This is a genomic window from Anabaena sp. EIM26 (genome assembly GCF_057568715.1).
On the sequence record NZ_CM172472.1, the window covers coordinates 4,787,389 to 4,805,426 of the forward strand.

General features: G+C 37.5%; 17 protein-coding genes. 7 read left to right on the top strand and 10 right to left on the bottom strand.

What is annotated here, in order from left to right; genetic code table 11:
• Window positions 1-5 precede the first annotated feature (5 nt).
• On the top strand, window positions 6-488 hold the full coding sequence (locus tag AC012T_RS20705) for a PIN domain-containing protein (RefSeq protein WP_487060596.1): 483 nt from the start codon (window positions 6-8) through the stop codon (window positions 486-488).
• A 129-nt stretch (window positions 489-617) separates the two neighbouring features.
• On the opposite strand, the gene AC012T_RS20710 is transcribed toward AC012T_RS20705, so the two are convergent.
• Window positions 618-740 (bottom strand): phage integrase N-terminal SAM-like domain-containing protein, encoded by a 123-nt coding sequence (locus AC012T_RS20710; RefSeq protein WP_487060597.1) that lies wholly within the window; start codon window positions 738-740, stop codon window positions 618-620.
• A 263-nt stretch (window positions 741-1,003) separates the two neighbouring features.
• Between AC012T_RS20710 and AC012T_RS20715 the strand changes: the two genes are divergently transcribed.
• Window positions 1,004-1,768, top strand: coding sequence for a hypothetical protein (locus tag AC012T_RS20715; RefSeq protein WP_487060598.1), 765 nt, complete (start codon window positions 1,004-1,006; stop codon window positions 1,766-1,768).
• A 21-nt stretch (window positions 1,769-1,789) separates the two neighbouring features.
• Here the strand turns inward: AC012T_RS20715 and AC012T_RS20720 are convergent, their stop codons facing one another.
• Window positions 1,790-2,350 carry a CPBP family glutamic-type intramembrane protease gene (locus AC012T_RS20720; RefSeq protein ID WP_487060599.1) on the bottom strand — a complete coding sequence of 187 codons (561 nt, stop codon included), beginning with the start codon at window positions 2,348-2,350 and terminating at the stop codon, window positions 1,790-1,792.
• Between the two features lie 382 nt (window positions 2,351-2,732).
• On the opposite strand from AC012T_RS20720, the gene AC012T_RS20725 reads away from it, so the two are divergent.
• The 3 genes from AC012T_RS20725 to guaA all read left to right on the top strand — a co-directional run bounded on the left by AC012T_RS20725 (window position 2,733) and on the right by guaA (window position 7,196).
• On the top strand, window positions 2,733-3,170 hold the full coding sequence (locus tag AC012T_RS20725; protein WP_487060600.1) for a lecithin retinol acyltransferase family protein: 438 nt from the start codon (window positions 2,733-2,735) through the stop codon (window positions 3,168-3,170).
• A gap of 901 nt (window positions 3,171-4,071) precedes the next feature.
• Window positions 4,072-5,187 (top strand): cobalt-precorrin-5B (C(1))-methyltransferase CbiD, encoded by a 1,116-nt coding sequence (cbiD, locus tag AC012T_RS20730; protein WP_487060601.1) that lies wholly within the window; start codon window positions 4,072-4,074, stop codon window positions 5,185-5,187.
• 386 nt (window positions 5,188-5,573) lie between these two features.
• A complete protein-coding gene (gene guaA, locus AC012T_RS20735; RefSeq protein ID WP_487060602.1) occupies window positions 5,574-7,196 on the top strand; it encodes a glutamine-hydrolyzing GMP synthase in 1,623 nt (540 codons plus the stop codon).
• A gap of 109 nt (window positions 7,197-7,305) precedes the next feature.
• Here guaA and AC012T_RS20740 read toward each other — a convergent pair whose 3' ends face one another.
• The 4 genes from AC012T_RS20740 to AC012T_RS20755 all read right to left on the bottom strand — a co-directional run bounded on the left by AC012T_RS20740 (window position 7,306) and on the right by AC012T_RS20755 (window position 13,169).
• On the bottom strand, window positions 7,306-10,035 hold the full coding sequence (locus AC012T_RS20740; RefSeq protein ID WP_487060603.1) for a PAS domain-containing sensor histidine kinase: 2,730 nt from the start codon (window positions 10,033-10,035) through the stop codon (window positions 7,306-7,308).
• Window positions 10,036-10,037: 2 nt separating this feature from the next.
• A complete protein-coding gene (locus AC012T_RS20745; RefSeq protein WP_487060604.1) occupies window positions 10,038-10,517 on the bottom strand; it encodes a response regulator in 480 nt (159 codons plus the stop codon).
• 226 nt (window positions 10,518-10,743) lie between these two features.
• Window positions 10,744-10,920, bottom strand: coding sequence for a hypothetical protein (locus AC012T_RS20750; protein ID WP_487060605.1), 177 nt, complete (start codon window positions 10,918-10,920; stop codon window positions 10,744-10,746).
• A complete protein-coding gene (locus tag AC012T_RS20755) occupies window positions 10,920-13,169 on the bottom strand; it encodes an ATP-binding protein (RefSeq protein WP_487060606.1) in 2,250 nt (749 codons plus the stop codon). Before AC012T_RS20755 ends, AC012T_RS20750 begins: the two co-directional genes overlap by 1 nt.
• An 839-nt stretch (window positions 13,170-14,008) precedes the next feature.
• Between AC012T_RS20755 and AC012T_RS20760 the strand changes: the two genes are divergently transcribed.
• Window positions 14,009-14,440 carry a response regulator gene (locus AC012T_RS20760; RefSeq protein WP_487066688.1) on the top strand — a complete coding sequence of 144 codons (432 nt, stop codon included), beginning with the start codon at window positions 14,009-14,011 and terminating at the stop codon, window positions 14,438-14,440.
• Here AC012T_RS20760 and cdf31 read toward each other — a convergent pair.
• Window positions 14,437-15,360 carry a CDF family zinc efflux transporter Cdf31 gene (gene cdf31, locus AC012T_RS20765; RefSeq protein WP_487060607.1) on the bottom strand — a complete coding sequence of 308 codons (924 nt, stop codon included), beginning with the start codon at window positions 15,358-15,360 and terminating at the stop codon, window positions 14,437-14,439. The genes AC012T_RS20760 and cdf31 overlap by 4 nt on opposite strands.
• Window positions 15,361-15,707: 347 nt before the next feature.
• On the opposite strand from cdf31, the gene AC012T_RS20770 reads away from it, so the two are divergent.
• Complete coding sequence (locus AC012T_RS20770; protein WP_438892514.1) at window positions 15,708-16,061, top strand: hypothetical protein; 354 nt, start codon at window positions 15,708-15,710, stop codon at window positions 16,059-16,061.
• Window positions 16,062-16,282: 221 nt separating this feature from the next.
• Here AC012T_RS20770 and AC012T_RS20775 read toward each other — a convergent pair whose 3' ends face one another.
• From AC012T_RS20775 to AC012T_RS20785, 3 genes are all read right to left on the bottom strand, one after another.
• Complete coding sequence (locus AC012T_RS20775) at window positions 16,283-16,519, bottom strand: DUF4327 family protein (protein ID WP_015216113.1); 237 nt, start codon at window positions 16,517-16,519, stop codon at window positions 16,283-16,285.
• 828 nt (window positions 16,520-17,347) lie between these two features.
• Complete coding sequence (gene rbfA, locus AC012T_RS20780) at window positions 17,348-17,749, bottom strand: 30S ribosome-binding factor RbfA (protein WP_487060608.1); 402 nt, start codon at window positions 17,747-17,749, stop codon at window positions 17,348-17,350.
• Window positions 17,750-17,814: 65 nt separating this feature from the next.
• Entirely contained in the window at window positions 17,815-18,021 is a 207-nt protein-coding gene (locus AC012T_RS20785; RefSeq protein WP_487060609.1) for a DUF751 domain-containing protein, read from the bottom strand.
• Window positions 18,022-18,038 lie beyond the last annotated feature (17 nt).

Consider the following 18,038-nt stretch of genomic DNA (forward strand, 5'->3'; position numbering starts at 1 on the left):
CAAAAGTGATTGTTGTTTCTAACACCACCCCCTTCAGTGAATTGGCAAAAGTAGGACGAATGAACTTATTAGGGGATATTTTTGGAAAAGTTATCATTCCCCAAGAGGTTTACAACGAAATCACAACAGGAACTCATCCAGCCGTCAATGCAGTAAAATCAGCAAACTGGATTGAAGTTTTATCAATTCGCAATTCTCAGCAAGTCTCTATTTTGCAATCAGAAACCAATCTAGACTTAGGTGAATGTGCCGCGATTATTTTAGCTGAAGAATTGGGCGCAGATCGAGTTTTGATTGATGAGTGGGCGGCGCGAAAAGTAGCAAAATCCAGACATTTACCTGTAACTGGTACTGTTGGTATTTTATTAATTGCCAAACACAAGGGATTGATTGAAAGTGTCAAACCAGTGCTAGATGAATTGATGGCTCAAGGTAAACGTATTAGTCAACAGCTTTATCAAGAAGTTTTGGATATAGCCAAGGAATAACTATATAAATAAATTCCACAGGTTGAAATCCAAAAATCAGTGTAGGCGGATTTCGCTCTGGTATCAATTGCGCTGCGAGATGTGTTGAAAACGCTTCAATTTCTGCACTTCCCATCCGTTGGGTGGCGCTTATTGTAAAAAAATATAGCGTCTAATCCAGTTAATATATGTTTTCTCTGTTTGGTAGGAATAGTGCTTAAGCCTGATAACATTTTGTAACCGCTCTAGCAGTTTTTTAGGACGTTTTTCCATAGGGGGTTATACGGAAAAATTCTGCATTACTTGACAAGAATCGCCTGTAATATTTACTATATAGTTATGTGTAAAAGTGTTATACAGAAAATTTATGTATAACAAATAGTTAGACCGCTGAGTTATCAGTGAGACATCTTTTTCTGAACGTCTTGAAAGTAAATTATTAAGATATTTATCTGGAAGCTAGAAAATTTAAATAGTGAAGTGTAATATGTAACGCAACTGAGATCAAGGCGTGTAAAGGGAGACTTAGTTAAGTAATGGCAGCTAGCACTGAACCTAACATTACAGCCATAGCAAGCATTATCGCTGCCTGTATTGCTGCAACTCCCCCTGCTCTTACAGCCATAACTGATGTTGCTATAAAGTTAAGAAGCTTATTTCAAGAAAAGAGGAGTCCACCTTTAAGGGTTCTCAAGATTATCAGGAAGCCAGTGGATATAAGACATTGGAGAAGAGTTAGAAGAAATTTTCTGATTGGTATTTTTTTGTTAATAACTAGTATTCTCTTTATCTTGTTTAATACGTTGCTGTATCGCTTCGGCTTTCAGTACGTCACACTGAGTAACTTTGGAGTAATAGGCACAGTTTGGGGATTGAAAATAAATGTAATTGTTGTTGTAAACGTTCTCTTTTTCTGTTTTTACATTATTGCTTTTACTAAAGCTTATAGAAGAATGGGAGATGATCCCAATGATGCACGCCACTTCTTATTTAAAAGGGCTTTCTTGCTTGTAGAGGCTGACTTTAAAGACACCATCAATCGCTGTCAGGAAACGTTAAAACTTTTAGGCGCAAGAGTTATCGAATTTGATTCGGAGACTGCGATGATAGAAGCTTACACTAATAATGAATTAGTCGCTGTTTTTGGAGGACTTTATCGAATCAAGATTAACAGCGAGAATTTAAAAGCCGAGAAAACTGAGTTGGAAGTAGAATTCCTTCCCTATGTGTCAGATGACATTGCAAAGTTGACCAAATCATCTAATGTAAATAGATTTATTAAAATTTTTACAAATGGATGACACTTCTTCTATTCTCAAAAATTAATTAGATTGACTATGAAGCCTTTGATATCCTCCCAAGCCTAAAAGCCAACCTAACACAAATACCCAATGAATTATTATAGGAGGGTAAATAGAACCACTTTTTAAGTACACAATAGTACAAACAATAGCCAAAATCGCGGCTGAAATGAGAAAGGCAAAGCTGCTAAACGTGGTTCTCGCATTCTTGATAAAAAAAGTAGCGTTTAACGGATGGTAAATAATAAACAGTGCTAGACTAATGCTTGCAAAAATCCATTGATATGCTACAGATGCTTGCTCAGTCTTATGAGGTAACAATAGAACGCGAAAGAACACTTCTTCTGCTGTAACTGGAAGAAGTAAGGTTATTAAGGTTAAGCGGAATATAACTTTCCAAGAAATTTCGGGAATTTCAGCTTTCAAAAAATTAAGTTTGAAACCTAGTGGTATGACAATTAAGGAAAAAATTAGCAAAAGAATGGCTGTCCAAGCCCAATCATTGTTACTGGGAAGAGTTGAAAAGGAATTAACTAGACGAGATTGCACTAGAGAGACTAGTTCATTTAGTGAAAATTTCATAATTTTTACATCTAGATTTGTGAAAGTATGAACATTATCACTTGAATTATAAAATGATATTGAAAGATAACCTGCTCTGGGCTTTACATCAATACCCGTGAATGAATTTTGTCAGATATCTCAAATGCAATCTCAAAAAGGATTTTGGGCGTTTTTACCAAATGGGAGTCTATCGAGTTTGCCTTATTTGCTGTGATCTCAAAGTCAGGGATTTTCTTAACCGGGTTATATCATAGGGCAATTATCGTCTAGCTCTAAAAGCTATAACTTATACTAGAAGAGGGTTTACGTCTTTCAATTAATTTCATTCACGGGTATTGGGCTTTACATAGATTATAATTATTTGTACAGATTGTGATAACTATCTTGGAGAGTTAAAGTTATGGCAAAAAGTGATCATCTTTGTGTAGACACATCATATGGTTCTTTTATTGAACACCATGGAATTGATATGGGAGATGGTACTGTAATTCACTTTAAGAAAGATTGCCTGGGTGCCATACCTATAATCGCTAGAACGTCTGTGGCAGATTTTGCCAATGGTAGAAAGGTAGTTATTGTTCCACATCGCTCTTCTCTTCCTCCTGATAAAGTTGTTGCAATAGCTGAACAACTTCTCACATTTCAGAGAACAGGATTGTTAAAACAGTACGATCTCATGAAGTTCAACTGTGAGCATTTTGCCAGTTTTTGTAAAACTGGACACTTAATAAGTGATCAAGTTGACAATACTGAACACGCTGTAGAGCTTGGTTCCCCTTTCTTGAAGATGCTAGCAGTAGTAGGTCTCGCATTCCTTGGTGAGTCACTCTCAGAGTAAGCAAATTTACCCGATGAGGTAATGGATTTGCGGTTTACAAGCGTGTTCTCAAGTTGAGGAAAAGGATCATGAAAAAGTTGTGACGATTGCTTTGAAGTCTTTGATTATACAAATTGGAGAAGTAAGGTGAGCAAACTAGTGGTCTGTCAATTTTCTATTTGTGGATAAAGACTTAGAGTAAGAGAACTCCACAAAAAGAAATGCCCAATGTCATTCTGTTCGCGCAGCGTGCCGGACGCATTACGGAACGAAGTGTAGTGAAGAATCCTCCGAGAGGCTAGAGCCTCCGGCACGCTAACGCGAACGTTTCGCTTTGCTACACTCAGCATGACAAAACAGGATCATTTATCAGCAATTCTCATTTTGAAACGAGGCTGTGTCATTTCAGCGATCACAAGTTTTGTTAAGAATTATCAAACCCTCTTGGTGAAAGGGTTTTTATGTCATGAAATCTTAAAATGAGAATTGCTGATCATTTATCAATACTGTAGCCAATTTACGAGGGTGACTTGATAATGCTTTAACCATGAACTCCCATTCCTTTGAGGTTTGGCAAAAATAATAAGTCTTAAAAATTCCTTCCAGGTTTCCTACAAGGATTTTTTAATGTATTAACCGTAGGATAAGGGTTTGAGATTCTCAACTCCCTTTTTATCGAAACGTTTATGTAGGCTTATTTTTGCCGTTTTTGCCAAAAATTATCAAGGCTCTTATTTTGGCTACAGTATTGTTTATTTTGTGGCTTACTCTAAATAACTTCTCCATTGCCTTCCAACTCATAAATTTATGCTTGACAGACCACTAGTAGTGCTATCGCTAATTGAATGCAACCATAACGGATTGACACTGCAAAACAATCTGATGGAATATGTCAGCAACCTGAACTCCTGAAACCCAAATTATGTCCCTTTCTGGATACACCCTGCCTGTTTTTGCTTGTGCTGCTGCTGTTGCGGCTTTACATTGGTTACGTCATCGTCAACCTTTGACCATAACATCGGTGGATTTGATTGAACCAGTCCAAATCGCAGAAATCCCAATTGAACAGGTAGCAGGACTATCTGAAAATTCTGCTTTGGCAATTACCCGCAGTGATCCAGGTGATAACCTCGATTTGACGAAAAATACGCCGATTTGGGCGTTGGTGGAATGGTGGCAAGGAGAAGGGGAAAACGTAATTATTAAAGGGGGAGAGGGGATTGGTAAGCAATTAAATGGTGAAGGAAATGCAGCGATTTATGGTTATGCTCAGAGGTTGTTAACAGAGAATTTGCAGCGGTTATTAATACCTGGGGAGAAAATCATAGTCACGATTATTTTACCAGAAGGGCGATCGCTTGCAATGAGAACTTCAAACTCTGCTTTTGGCGTAGTAGAAGGACTTTCTCTATTGGGAACAACAGGTATTTCTCAACCTTTGAGTACACCAGATCAACTCACCGCTTTTCGTAGCGAGTTAAAAGAAAAAGCCGGTCAGTTTGAAACTCTAGTTTTCTGTATTGGGGAAAACGGCTTAGATTTAGCGCGAAAATTAGGGATAAATCCTCAACAACTGGTGAAAACGGCTAACTGGTTGGGGCCAATGTTAGTAGAAGCTGATATTTTAGGTGTGAAGGAAATTTTATTGTTTGGTTATCACGGTAAACTGATGAAACTGGCAGGGGGAATTTTTCACACCCATCATCACTTAGCCGATGGCCGACGGGAAATTTTAGCCGCGCACTGTGCATTACTGGGTTTACAATCTTCAGATATCCAAACAGTGTTTCATAGCCCTACCGCTGAAGCAGCATTAAAGCATTTGCGATCGCTTGACCAAAATTCTGGTACTAATTGGGTAAATCAGGTCTATAACGCCATTGCCGAAACCATTGATATTCGTTGCCAAGAATATATTAACAGCCACAGTGAAAGGGTTACAGCCACAACAGTCTGTGGTTCAATTCTCTTTGATCGCGATCGCCAAATTATCGTTCAAAGTGAAACTGGTTGTATGTTAATGGGAAAATTATGCTAACTTATTATCAATTAACATAAATAAACCAAATAATTAATTTGTTTGATTACCTACTTTAGAGTGATTTTTTGCTTTTAATGACGAAGCCAAATTAATCGGCTAAACAGACGCGGCAAGAGTCGCGTCTATCTATTAGGTTTTTAGACCATTAGTAGCCTAAAAAAGCCAAAAATGGTGATCATGTGAAATTAAACGTAAGTATTCAGGATAGAGAATACACAAGTCAAGAGAATAAAAGCTTTTCGAGTCAACGTTTGATGATTTTGAGAAAAATAACTTCTCTATATTCCTGATTTCATAAGCATTCTGACTCCTGACTCCTGACTCCTGACTCCTGAATTCTTACAATTAGACCGATTTATCCTTAAAGACACACTCTCTCCATCATGAATACAGCGGTGACTCTACCAACCGAACAAGCATCTCAAACACAAGCAGGTTTGAGGCAGCTTAATCGCCAAATTATTGTAATTTTAGACTTTGGATCTCAATATTCTGAACTAATAGCCCGTCGTATCCGCGAAACTCAAGTATACTCTGAAGTTTTTTCTTATCGCACTACAGCGGAACATTTACGCCAACTAAATCCTAAAGGGATTATCTTATCTGGTGGGCCAAATTCAGTATATGCTGATCATGCTCCCCATTGTGACCCAGAAATCTGGAATTTGGGAATCCCCATTTTAGGCGTATGCTATGGGATGCAATTGATGGTCAATCAGCTGGGTGGAAATGTCACCAAAGCTGAACGAGGTGAATATGGGAAAGCATCTTTATATATAGATGACCCCACAGACTTGCTGACTAATGTTGAAGATGGCACAACAATGTGGATGAGTCATGGAGATTCAGTCCAAAAAATGCCACCGGGATTTGAATTACTAGCACATACAGAAAATACTCCCTGTGCTGCTATTGCTGACCACGAAAAGAAACTTTATGGTGTACAGTTCCATCCTGAAGTCGTACATTCCCTTGGTGGGATAGCATTAATTCGTAACTTTGTCTACCACATCTGCGACTGTGAACCCACTTGGACAACAGCAGCTTTTGTAGAAGAGTCAATTCGGGAAATTCGTGCCAGAGTAGGCGATAAACGAGTACTATTAGCTCTTTCCGGTGGTGTAGATTCTTCCACCCTGGCATTTTTGCTGTATAAAGCCATCGGTGAACAGCTAACTTGTGTGTTTATCGATCAAGGCTTTATGCGTAAATTAGAGCCAGAACGATTACTGAAGTTATTCCAAGAACAGTTTCACATTCCCGTAGAATATGTAAATGCCCGCGATCGCTTCATCGCTGCAATTGCCGATGTCACAGATCCCGAAGAAAAACGCCGCCGCATTGGACATGAATTTATTCGCGTCTTTGAAGAAACATCCAAAAATCTGGGACATTTCGATTACTTAGCTCAGGGTACTCTCTATCCTGATGTAATCGAATCCGCTGATACAAATGTTGACCCCAAAACTGGTGAACGGGTAGCAGTCAAAATCAAGAGTCATCACAATGTTGGTGGTTTACCCAAAGACCTCAGATTCAAATTGGTAGAACCATTGCGAAAACTCTTTAAAGATGAAGTTCGCAAAGTAGGACGTTCCATTGGTTTACCAGAAGAAATTGTCCAACGCCAACCTTTCCCAGGCCCAGGTTTAGCAATTCGCATTTTAGGTGAAGTCACATCAGAACGGTTAAATATTTTACGCGATGCAGATTTAATTGTCCGTCAAGAAATCAATCAGCGGGGAATGTATAACGAGGTTTGGCAAGCTTTTGCCGTATTACTACCAATTCGCAGTGTAGGTGTCATGGGTGATAAACGCACCTATGCCTACCCCATTGTTTTGCGGATTGTCACCAGTGAAGATGGCATGACGGCAGATTGGGCGCGTGTACCTTATGATGTCCTAGAAGCCATCTCTACCAGGATTGTCAATGAGGTAAAAGGCGTTAACCGCGTGGTTTATGACATCACCTCTAAACCACCTGGAACTATTGAGTGGGAATAGAAAATAGGTGACAGGAAACAGGTGACAGGTGACAGGTAGAAGAAGCAGGACGCGGGGAGAGAATTATCCATAACCTCTTCCCAATTACCAATCACCAATCACCATTTCCCTAAATAGGTAATTTAATGGTGAAAGTAGCGCCTTTACCTACACCGGGACTGGTGGCTTGAATAGTGCCACCGTGTAATTCTACTAAATGACGAGCGATCGCTAAACCCAATCCTAAACCACCTTGTTTGTGAGTGCGATTATCTCCGGTATGAGTTAGGCTGTCACCCTGGTAATAGCGTTCAAATACAAATGGTAGATACTCTGGACTGATGCCAATTCCTGTATCACTAACTGTAATTTGAGCATATTTGAGTTTTTTGACCTGATCATAAACTTGTGACAAACTCACTTTGACTCTGCCACCTGAGGATGTGAACTTAATAGCGTTAGAGAGTAAATTTCCTAAAACTTGTAGCAAGCGATTTTCATCACCCATCATGGGTTCAATAGATTCATCAATAATAGATTCTAGAAAGATATCATTAGCATTTGCAGCCGGATAAGCAGTTTCAATAGCTGCCAGGATAATAGACACCAGATTCACTTGACAGAGTTCTAGATGTAGCTTCCCCCGAAGAATACGGGAGATATTGAGCAAATCGTCCAAAAGTTTCCCTTGGGAATGAGCATTGCGTTCAATAGTTTCTAAGGCACGGTTGAAAGTTTGTGTATCTACAGACCGATTTCGCAGTATGGATGCCCAGCCTAAAATAGCATTGAGTGGCGATCGCAAATCATGAGACACCATCGCCACAAAGTCATCTTTTATTTGGTTAGCTGTCTCAGCTTCAAGACGCGCAGCTTGTTCCAGATGTAAAATTTGCATACGTTCTACTTCCAATTGCTTGCGATCTTCAATATCTGTACTCGTCCCAAACCACTTTACAATTTGTCCCAACTCATTTTTGATAGGTACACCTCTGACTAAATGCCAGCGATAAACACCGTCATATCTTCGCAAGCGCTTTTCACATTCATAAGATTCCCCAGTCTGCATTCCCTCTAACAAAGCCTGCATAGTAATTTGCAGATCATCTGGATGCACATATTTTGCCCAGCCAAAACCCATCACCTCCTCAATTCTTTGTCCTGTATATTCCAGCCACCGTTGATTAACATGAACACACTCACCCTCAGTATTAGCTATCCACACAAGTTGAGGGATAGCATCAGATAAGTAACGGTATGATTCCTCACTTTGACGCAATGCCTCTTCAGCCTGTTTACGCTCAGTTAAATCAAGAACAAAGCAGGCACTATAACCATCTTTTTCTCTACCTTCTATCAACGCAATTCCTAAAAGAATTGGCACACGAGTCCCATCTTTGCAAAAATATTCCTTCTCAAAGGGAGTGCAAATTCCCACAGTTCGCAGTTCTTGAATTTTCAGCTCGTCCAAAGTTTGGTATTCTGAAGGTGTCATCATATCCCAACGGAGACTTCCATTAGCTAATTCCTCATGGGTATAGCCAAACATTTTCAAAAAGGCATCGTTAGCTTCAAAAATTTTCCCCCCGAAGTCACCAAAGTAAATACCAACAATATTAGATTCGACAATCCGACGAAATTTAGCTTCACTTTCACGTAATGCCTCTTCAGTTAATTTGCTCTCACTAATATCAATTGCTGAACCGAGAAACTGATAAGGAAAACCGTTAGCGTTTCTCGCAAACACCACATATCGACAGCAAAACCAGCGCCATTCACCATTGAAGTGCTGCATTCGCAATTCAGTTTCCAGAATTTCGCCATCCTGGGCTAAATTAAATTGTGGATACATCTCTGATATTGGCTTAATATCATCAGGATGTATTAAATTAGCCATATCCACTATACTCATATTCTGAATTTGTTGAGGTGTATAACCCAACAATTCCTTAACCCGACTATTAATATAGATATTCCGTTTTGCAACTAAATCGTAAACATACAACATCCCTGGAGTTGCTTCAGTAATGCTTTCAATAAACTGCTGACTTTGCCGTAACTGTTCCTCTGCTTGCTTTTTTTCAGTCACATCTCGCCATGAAACAACACAGCTATCTTCCATTTTAGTGATCCGAAAATCAAAAGCTCTATGTGATTGCTCTTGTTTATCAGCACATATAAATTGCTGTGATTCTTTAACTACAGGTTTACCTATTTCCAGCACTTGGCAATACTCATTAAATAAACCACTTTCTCGATAAGCAGGGAAAATTTCACAGAGACTTTGACCTAATTGCTCTCCCTTTGTCATGCCGTGACATTCACAAGCTGCGGCATTTACATAATCAATCTGAAAATCTATTATTTCACCTTTCTGATTACGAATAGCTGAGTAAATACCGAAACAATCCAGTAGATTTTCTACAGAAGTCTGAAACCGATTTTCAGTCCTTTGTAGTTCTTGAGTTAGATGAGATTTTTTAATTGCTGAGTGGATAGTAGCGCATAATAAATCGGCTGTTGTCCTTCCTTTCACTAAATAATCTTGTACACCATTTTTCATCGCTTGGACAGCAACATCTTCGTTACCATAACCTGTTAACATAATTATTGCTGGCATCATTTTTGGAGCCTGCTGTTTTAATTCTGCTATAAATTCCAGCCCATCTAAATCAGGAAGCTTAAAATCTAGTAAGATACTATCAGGCTGAAACTGTTGACATAAAGCCAATGCTGCATCACCTGATTCTTCTTCAATAATTGTGTAGCTATATTCTTTATCTTGTAGCAGATAGCGGCGATAAGTCTGACGATCTTCAGAAGAATCATCGACAATTAAAACAGTTAGCTGTTGCACCATAACTAATTACTTCCAACATCAGGAAGGATGACGATATCTAACCAATAAGTGATAAAGCTTTGAATTGTTTTGATTAATTTTTTGATGTCGATTGGTTTCAACATATAACTAGCAACAGAGTTTTGATAACATATTTCAATGTCCTTGGGATTAGAAGACGTAGTAAATACAATTACAGGGATATTTTTTAAATTTTCATCCTGTTTAATTTGCTGTAAAACATCTCTACCGTCAGTTCCTGGTAAATTCAAGTCAAGTAAAATAATAGATGGACGTGGAGAAGTTTGGTAATCATTATAAATACCATCATGGTACAGGTAATCGAGAGCATCATCTCCATCAGTACAACGGAAAATGGGATTGATAACTCCTTGTTGATTTATGACTCTATTAAAAGCTTCAAAATCTTCATCACTATCTTCAATTACTAACAATAGTGCTGATTTTTTGCAGAATGTACATTTAGCTGATGGCTGCATCATAAAATATTTTAAACCTGAAAATTTGTAATTATTATTAAATGCGTTTTAAAATTCTCTGCTGATAAAACAATTGCTTAATTAAATTGTAAGCATTCAAAAGAAAGAATACAAATTTCAGGAGAATAACAATTTTTTGAGTCTAATTCGATAATTTTCATAAAATACCGCTTTTCTCTAATCCTGATTTCATAGCTATTCTGAACTGAAGAGGTCTGCGTAGCATCTCCTAAATTTTTACATAAGGATTAAGGATACAGAATGTTTGATATAGCAGGGAACTCTTAACAGTAGAGAAAAATATCATTCTTCCTTCTTCCCTCTTCCTCCTGACTCCTGACTCCTGACTCCTGACTCCTGACTTCTGACTCCTGACTCCTGACTCCTGACTCCTGAATTCGTACATTAAATTTCTTCTCCCTGCAATGTGAAATAGAAAGTACTACCTTTACCATAGGTTGACTCTACCCAGATTTTACCTCCATGTCGCTCGATAATTTTTTTAGTAATGGTTAGTCCTGCTCCCATACCTCCACCAAATTTATTAGGACTGTGGAGTCTTTTAAAGATCCGAAAAATAGATTCAAAATGTTTATCTTTGATCCCAATACCGTTATCTTTGACATAGAATATAAATATTCCCTGATGATGTAAATATCCAATTTCAATCCATTGCTCATCTTTATCATTGTATTTAATGGCATTAGCAATCAAATTATTAAATACTTCTCCGACTTGAACGCGATCGCAATAAACTGTTGGTAGCGGTTGAGGAATGCGAATTTCTATTCCCGTCTCTTCAATTCGTGCGCTCAATAAATCTAAAGTCTGAGATAGAAGATGATTGAGGTTTGTTTTCTGCTTAGAAAGGTCTACCCTTCCTAAGCGAGAAAAATGCAGTAATGAATCAATTAAATCTTCCATGCGCTGAGTCAAACGCACTAAGGTTCTTAATTTAGTCTTACCCTCTTCATCCAGGGTTTCACCATAATCTTCTATCAAAAAGTTAGAATAATTATGAATCCCACGCAGTGGTTCTTTCAAATCATGGGATGCAATATAGGCAAAAGCATCTAATTCATTATTACTCCGTTCCAATTCTATATTTATTTGTGCAAGCTCATCTACTTTTTGTAGTATCACACTGATAACAGCATTTCTCAACTCCAGCGCTGCATTCACTTCACAGGATTTCCAAGGAAGTGACTTTAATCGTACTGTTTCTTTCCATAAATCAAAAGATTTCCGGGGTGATAAGCATAAATCCCCATTTACTGTTACTTCTACAGCTTTATTGGGATTTCCTCCCCAATTTACAGTTTGCACAACTTCTGGACGAAACCACAGGACATAATTTTTCTGGCTTTTGTCAATAGAAATTACCATCAAACCACTAGCAATATTTCCAAATTTTTCTGCTGCTGGGTAAACTTGTGATAATCCATCAGTATAAAAAATTGCGTCATGCAAATTTTTAGTAATCCATGTCACTAAATTATGAATTTCTTGTATTTCAGGAGTGTGTCCAACAGTGATATATTCACCATCGAAATAAACTGCTGCTCCTTCAGCGTCTACAAGATTAAGTAAATTGGGTTGATGCTTAATTAAACCTTGAATAAAGTTTTTTTCTGCTGACATATATTCTACTAATTTAGATTGAATGGATTTCAAATCTAATTTATATTCAGTATCTTCAATATCTTCCTTAGCGCCCAATTCTAAAGATGCCATTTGTCCTAAAAATTCACAAACATGGCGAATTTCATAGGATAAATATTTGGGTGATTGATGATGACAAGCAATCAGTCCCCACAATTTTTTATTTTTGATAATAGAAATTGACATTGATGCTATCACACCCATATTTTGCAAATATTCAATATGTAGCGGTGAAACACTTCTGAGTACGGCATTACTTAAATCTAAAGGTTGTTGATTGAATGGGTTATTTTTGGGTATAATTAGTGCTGGTTGATAGTTAATATCTGGTATGAGTCTGAGCCAGTTTTGAGTGTAGAGTTGTCTAGCTTGTGGAGGAATATCAGAAGCTGGGTAATGTAAACCTAAATAAGATGTGAGGTTTTCTGCTTTTTCTTCTGTAATTACTACACCATTCCAATTATCGTCAAATTCATAAACCATTACTCGATCAAAGCCAGTAATTTTTTTGATTTCTTGAGCGATAACTCGGCTTAATTGAGTAACGTTATTTGCTCCTCTTAGCTTTGATATAGCAAGCTTTATCAACGGATAGAATTTGAAAAAATGATTACTTTTTTCTGACAAAGCAGGCTCTAATTCTAAAATAAAAAGTTTTTGGCAGCGATGAATAATTCCATCAAAATCTACATTTTTTTGATTTACTGTGATGTTGAATTCAATGGGATTACCAAACTCTAAGTTTTCCTGCTCTAAAGAATCTAATAATAAATTCATTTGTTCAGGTTTCAGCAGTTTATTCAAGTTTTGATTCAATAATTCATCTGGCTGTATTCCCAGAATATTAAATGTATTATTGCTAATTTGCAAAATAGTTAGTTCTGGTTTTTGAAAAGATAAAATAACTCCATGTGGCTGAATCAATCCAGGTATATGTATTGCTTCTTTTTCACAGCTTGTTAAATCAATGCTGACATCATTGCTAGTATTCATAATTGATAATTCCAATTTCTGATTTGTAATCACTAATTATTGTTTGAGTTTTATTATAGAAATAGGACTTATGCAAGATGTGGCTGAAAACCTTATGATTACGTAGCGGTAATTCATGAATTACCGCTACTTTCGTTCTGTTTTGCGTAAGTCCTGAGCAAATTGAATTTGTCTAAAGGAACACCAAAAAATAAATTTCTTTGAAAATTGTATGAGGTGGGTTATGCCATGTTTAAGCGCAGCCACTCACCATTATCCCTGAAGTTGGTGGTGTGTCACCCTATAAATTGGAGATTCTTTTATTTGCAAGTCTCTAATGGGGTTAGGGATCTTGCTTGAAAGTTACAACTTTACTGTGATCACTTCGGGGATATTGTACTTGATTTATAAATGTATAAAGTGATGATTATCAATCAATAGATGTCAATTTCTCCACTCTTACTATTTTAGATATATATTTAATTATTGGTTCTAAACTAGACGGTGAATAGCTATGAAAATCAGTTAAAAGCTCTGGGTAAATTTCTAAATTTTATTATAAAAGCCTAATTTTGACTCTTATACGAAAAGTGTATTTTTGTAAAGTTAAATGAATGTCTTTAATTTCTACTGTTTGGAAAAAAAGCTATAAAAGAATTATTCAAAATAATAAATATTTGCCCAATTTTCCAGTAGATTATTAATAATGCTCAATTTTACTATTAAATAAACTAAATTAATCAATAGTAAAAAATTACCTTGATCACAGTAGAATTATTTCTGGTGTGGTGGATGAGGATAGGACAAAAAGCACTGATTGAGGATTTTTTTTGCAAATTCCTAACACTAATAAAGATGTTATGCCAGCCAATCTCCCTCTTGCTCGCTTACGCATTCTCGTAGTCGATGATGATGAAGATAGTCGCTTTTACATTACTACCGTCTTAGAAGCAGATGGAGCAGTTGTTACAGCGGTTTCTTCAGCAGCAGCGGCGTTGGAAATGCTAACCAAGTTTAAACCTGATGCTTTGATCTGTGATATTGCTATGCCTGATGAAGATGGCTATAGTTTAATCCGCCAAGTGCGATCGCTCGAAGAGCAGTGCCGAAGGCAATCGCTTAAAGCAAATGAAGGTGGAAGGATTCCGGCTGTAGCTTTAACTGCTTATGCAGATAGTGATGATCGACTCTGTGCCTTACAAGCTGGCTTTCAGACTCATGTAGCTAAACCTGTAGAGCCAGATCAATTAGTGGAAATTATAGCCAAATTAGTCGCATTTTCTCACAATTAACATTGAGGATCGATCTGTTCTACTCTCGGTTCAAAGCTAATATTTTCAGATTTGTATGCTGGTGGTTCAACGTGAATTAAAATCCTGACTGGACTAAAGCGTTGTTCTAGTTGGCTTTCTACTTCTTCGGTAATCCGGTGAGCAGTTTCTACATCTGGTGCATCTACTATTAAATGCATTTCTATAAAGACTTGACGACCGAGAATACCACGAGAAGCAATATCATGGCAATTTATCACTCCAGAAACAGAAAGTGCGATCGCATGAATTGCTTCTGGTGCGATCGCCATCTCATCCACTAACGAAGGTAAATTTTCTTTTAAAACTGACCAACCACTCCAAAACACCAACAAAGCCACCGGAAAAGCTAACACCACATCTAGCCATTGAAAATTTAGCCACCAAATACCAATCAAACCTCCAATTACTGAAATAGTCACCCAAACATCGCTCATTGTATGAGTAGCATCAGCAATTAAAATTGAACTACCCACCCTCCTCCCAACATTACGTTCGTAAAACGCCACAAAAATATTTACCCCTAACACAACCAACAATATCCACAATTCCGGTGCTGATACTTTCACCGGCTCACCACCTTTGAGAATCCTCTCCACTGCTCCTTGGAGAATTTCAAAACAGGCTATACCTAAAAAAGCTGCTATCCCTAAAGCACCCACCGCTTCAAATTTATGATGTCCATAGGGATGTTCTCGATCTGGATATGGGGAAGAAAAATGACTCGCAAACAATCCTAAAACATTGTTAGCACTATCCGTCACACTATGTAATGCATCAGCCAACAGACTGAGAGAACCTGTTGAGTACCCTACAAATGCTTTCAATCCCATCACGAACAAATTGAGCAAAAGAGTAATTATTAAAACTTTTCTAACTTCAGCGCGGTGATCGTAAGTCATAAATTTATAATCTCAAGTTCTATGACTTCTACTGTAAAACCTAAAACACCAATTAACACAAATAAAATTTCTCAAAGTCCTATACTGTAAGGAATAAGTCTCTTAACCAACTCTAATTTTTAGACAATTTTATTGAGATTAATTTTAAATAAAAATTAGCTAATATATCTATATATTTATGTATTATGGTGACTACCAATAGACTATAATTATCATTAATAGTAAAAATTATTTTCAGTTTTAGTATCTGCTTTTTGAATTAAACGGAAAATTATTTTTTTACCATCTCCGCACTACCCCATCCGGTAAGATAAGTAATTACCAAAAAGTTGTCATCACAAAGCTCTATGTCTTCTACTCCTCTGACATTGAACCTGGGTCAAGGTTCCGTTTCCTTTAGTTTTTCAGCCCAAGCAGCACAAGAATTAAAAGCAGCAATAGCTGAATTAATGGTGAGTCTGAAAGCTGTTGCTGCTAAACCCACCCCAGGTGGTGGTAAAGTCAAGCCCCAACCTTCCCTAGAGTATCGCTATACTGGTGAAGTCTTTTTAGAAGTTTTTTGTAACCCCAATATTTGGCCTACACCCTTTGCAGCCAAAGTTTTGCTGACTATTCGCAATATCAACATTCGCGTAACTACAGAAACTGAACTCACTCGCATGATTGAGGATATTAACCAGTACTTAGAACAAGTCAGCTAAAAAATACTTGTCCAGACTTCTGAAATCTGGACAAGTATAAATAAAACAATGACTAATTATTTAGATTGATCGACTTTTAGATATTGCGTAAATCTAGAATAAAAAACTAACACCCAATCCCTTTGGGAGCAATTACGAAACCCAAAGGGAAGCAATCGCTTAACTGGATGAAAACCCATTAAGACTTTCTAGCCTGACCAAAATCATCAACTAAAGATTGATTAGTCGTTATCCCATTCTTCACGACCAATCAAATCACCAATGCGATCGCGCAATAAAAAGTCACATTTCTCTAACTCACATTCAACACAAACCCACTCTCTCGCTGGGATGTATTGGCAGAGCGTATATATTGGTTGCTGACGACTCAACATTCCCCTTTGTACCAGTTGGCGTGCTTCGTCCTGAATTACATCTAGAGAGTAGTAATTGATAGAAGGCACCGTATTCACACTCATTGTTTTTACTCACAAATTTACAATTAGATAGTGTTCCCAATCTAATCAGGAACAAAAATGGCAATAATTAGACCTGTGGCTAGGTTTTGTAGTTTGCTATACGGAACTATTATCATTTTGACGCTACAGACCTATAAATTATCTAAAGAAATGTTAAGTTTGTCAATGAATCCTAACATTTATATTTACTCCGCTTTATATTATGAATCCCAATGAGATTAACTAAACTGACTGAGAATTCGGTGTGACTACTATTCAACAGGTTTAACACTTTAATATCTATATGCCTATAGCTACAATTTAGCAGTTAGAAATAACTGCTTTGGTATAAAATATTGCTAGTATTATTAATAGCCAACGCAAACTCTTTCTAGTCGTGCTGTGATGATTTTTTCTAAGAAAAATAAATTACCCATGAGCGGAGATTAAGTATAAACTGTTGCAAATTCCCATAGTTAAGTTACACCACTAAGTTTTGCAGCAACCTATCTGTTAACAATTTTTTAATCTGGAAAGCCATGTTTTCTTAAACAGCTTTGTAGGGTGCGTCAGATATCGTAAATCTTTTGATAATAAGCAATTTATAGGTCTGACGCACCTGCAAAAGATATTAAATGTGACACTTGCGTAAGTCCTACTGACTCCTGACTCCTGAATTCTGTTTTGATAAACATAAGTGCTGTAAAGTGACCTCAAACGCCAAAAACCTGGTCTTTAGCCAGGTTCTGATTTATTTAAGGAACATCCAAATAAAAAACTACAATTTTTGGATAATTTATTTTTTGGTATTCCCTTAATTATTCGGTACTATTTGTTACTCAACGCTCGTTACTCATCAGTCGATTCCTGCTTATCAGCGTCAGTTCCTTCTGGTGGACGATCTTGCTTGAGTTGGTTCAATAAACTCAGCAATTTAGTGCCTCGTTCAAGGGAATCATCTTCGACAAATATAACTTCTGGCGTGCGACGTAGCCTGACTCTAGCACCCAACTCACTGCGAACATAACCAGTCGCTGACTTTAAACCTGCCATAGTTTCTGCCTTAGCTTCCTCTGTCCCATAAATACTGACGAAGATTTTAGCGTGTTGCAAGTCACCGGAAACATCCACATCGGTAACACTTACCATACCTGTACCCACACGATCATCCTTAATACCGTTGAGTAACATTTGGCTAACTTCCCGTTTAATTAATTCAGCAACGCGGGAAACGCGGCGATTTGTAGCCATAAAAATTCCGCCTTCTCACAGAGGTTGTACGACATGAATAGATGCAAATTAGGGATGGGATCAAGCTAGGTTGTACCTAAGCCCAGCATAGCCCGGAGAGTCAACGTTAGGAAAAACAGACCCCCTATAAATAAGCCCAACAGAGAAATTAAGGTGATTGGGCGTTTCAAAAGTGGCATTAATGGCTCAAAGGTATTCAGAAAAATACCTAAGACGATAGTGATCAAGTACCGAGGGTAGCGAAAGACGTTATCCCAAAATCCGTCAAACATTTGAATATAGACTACCT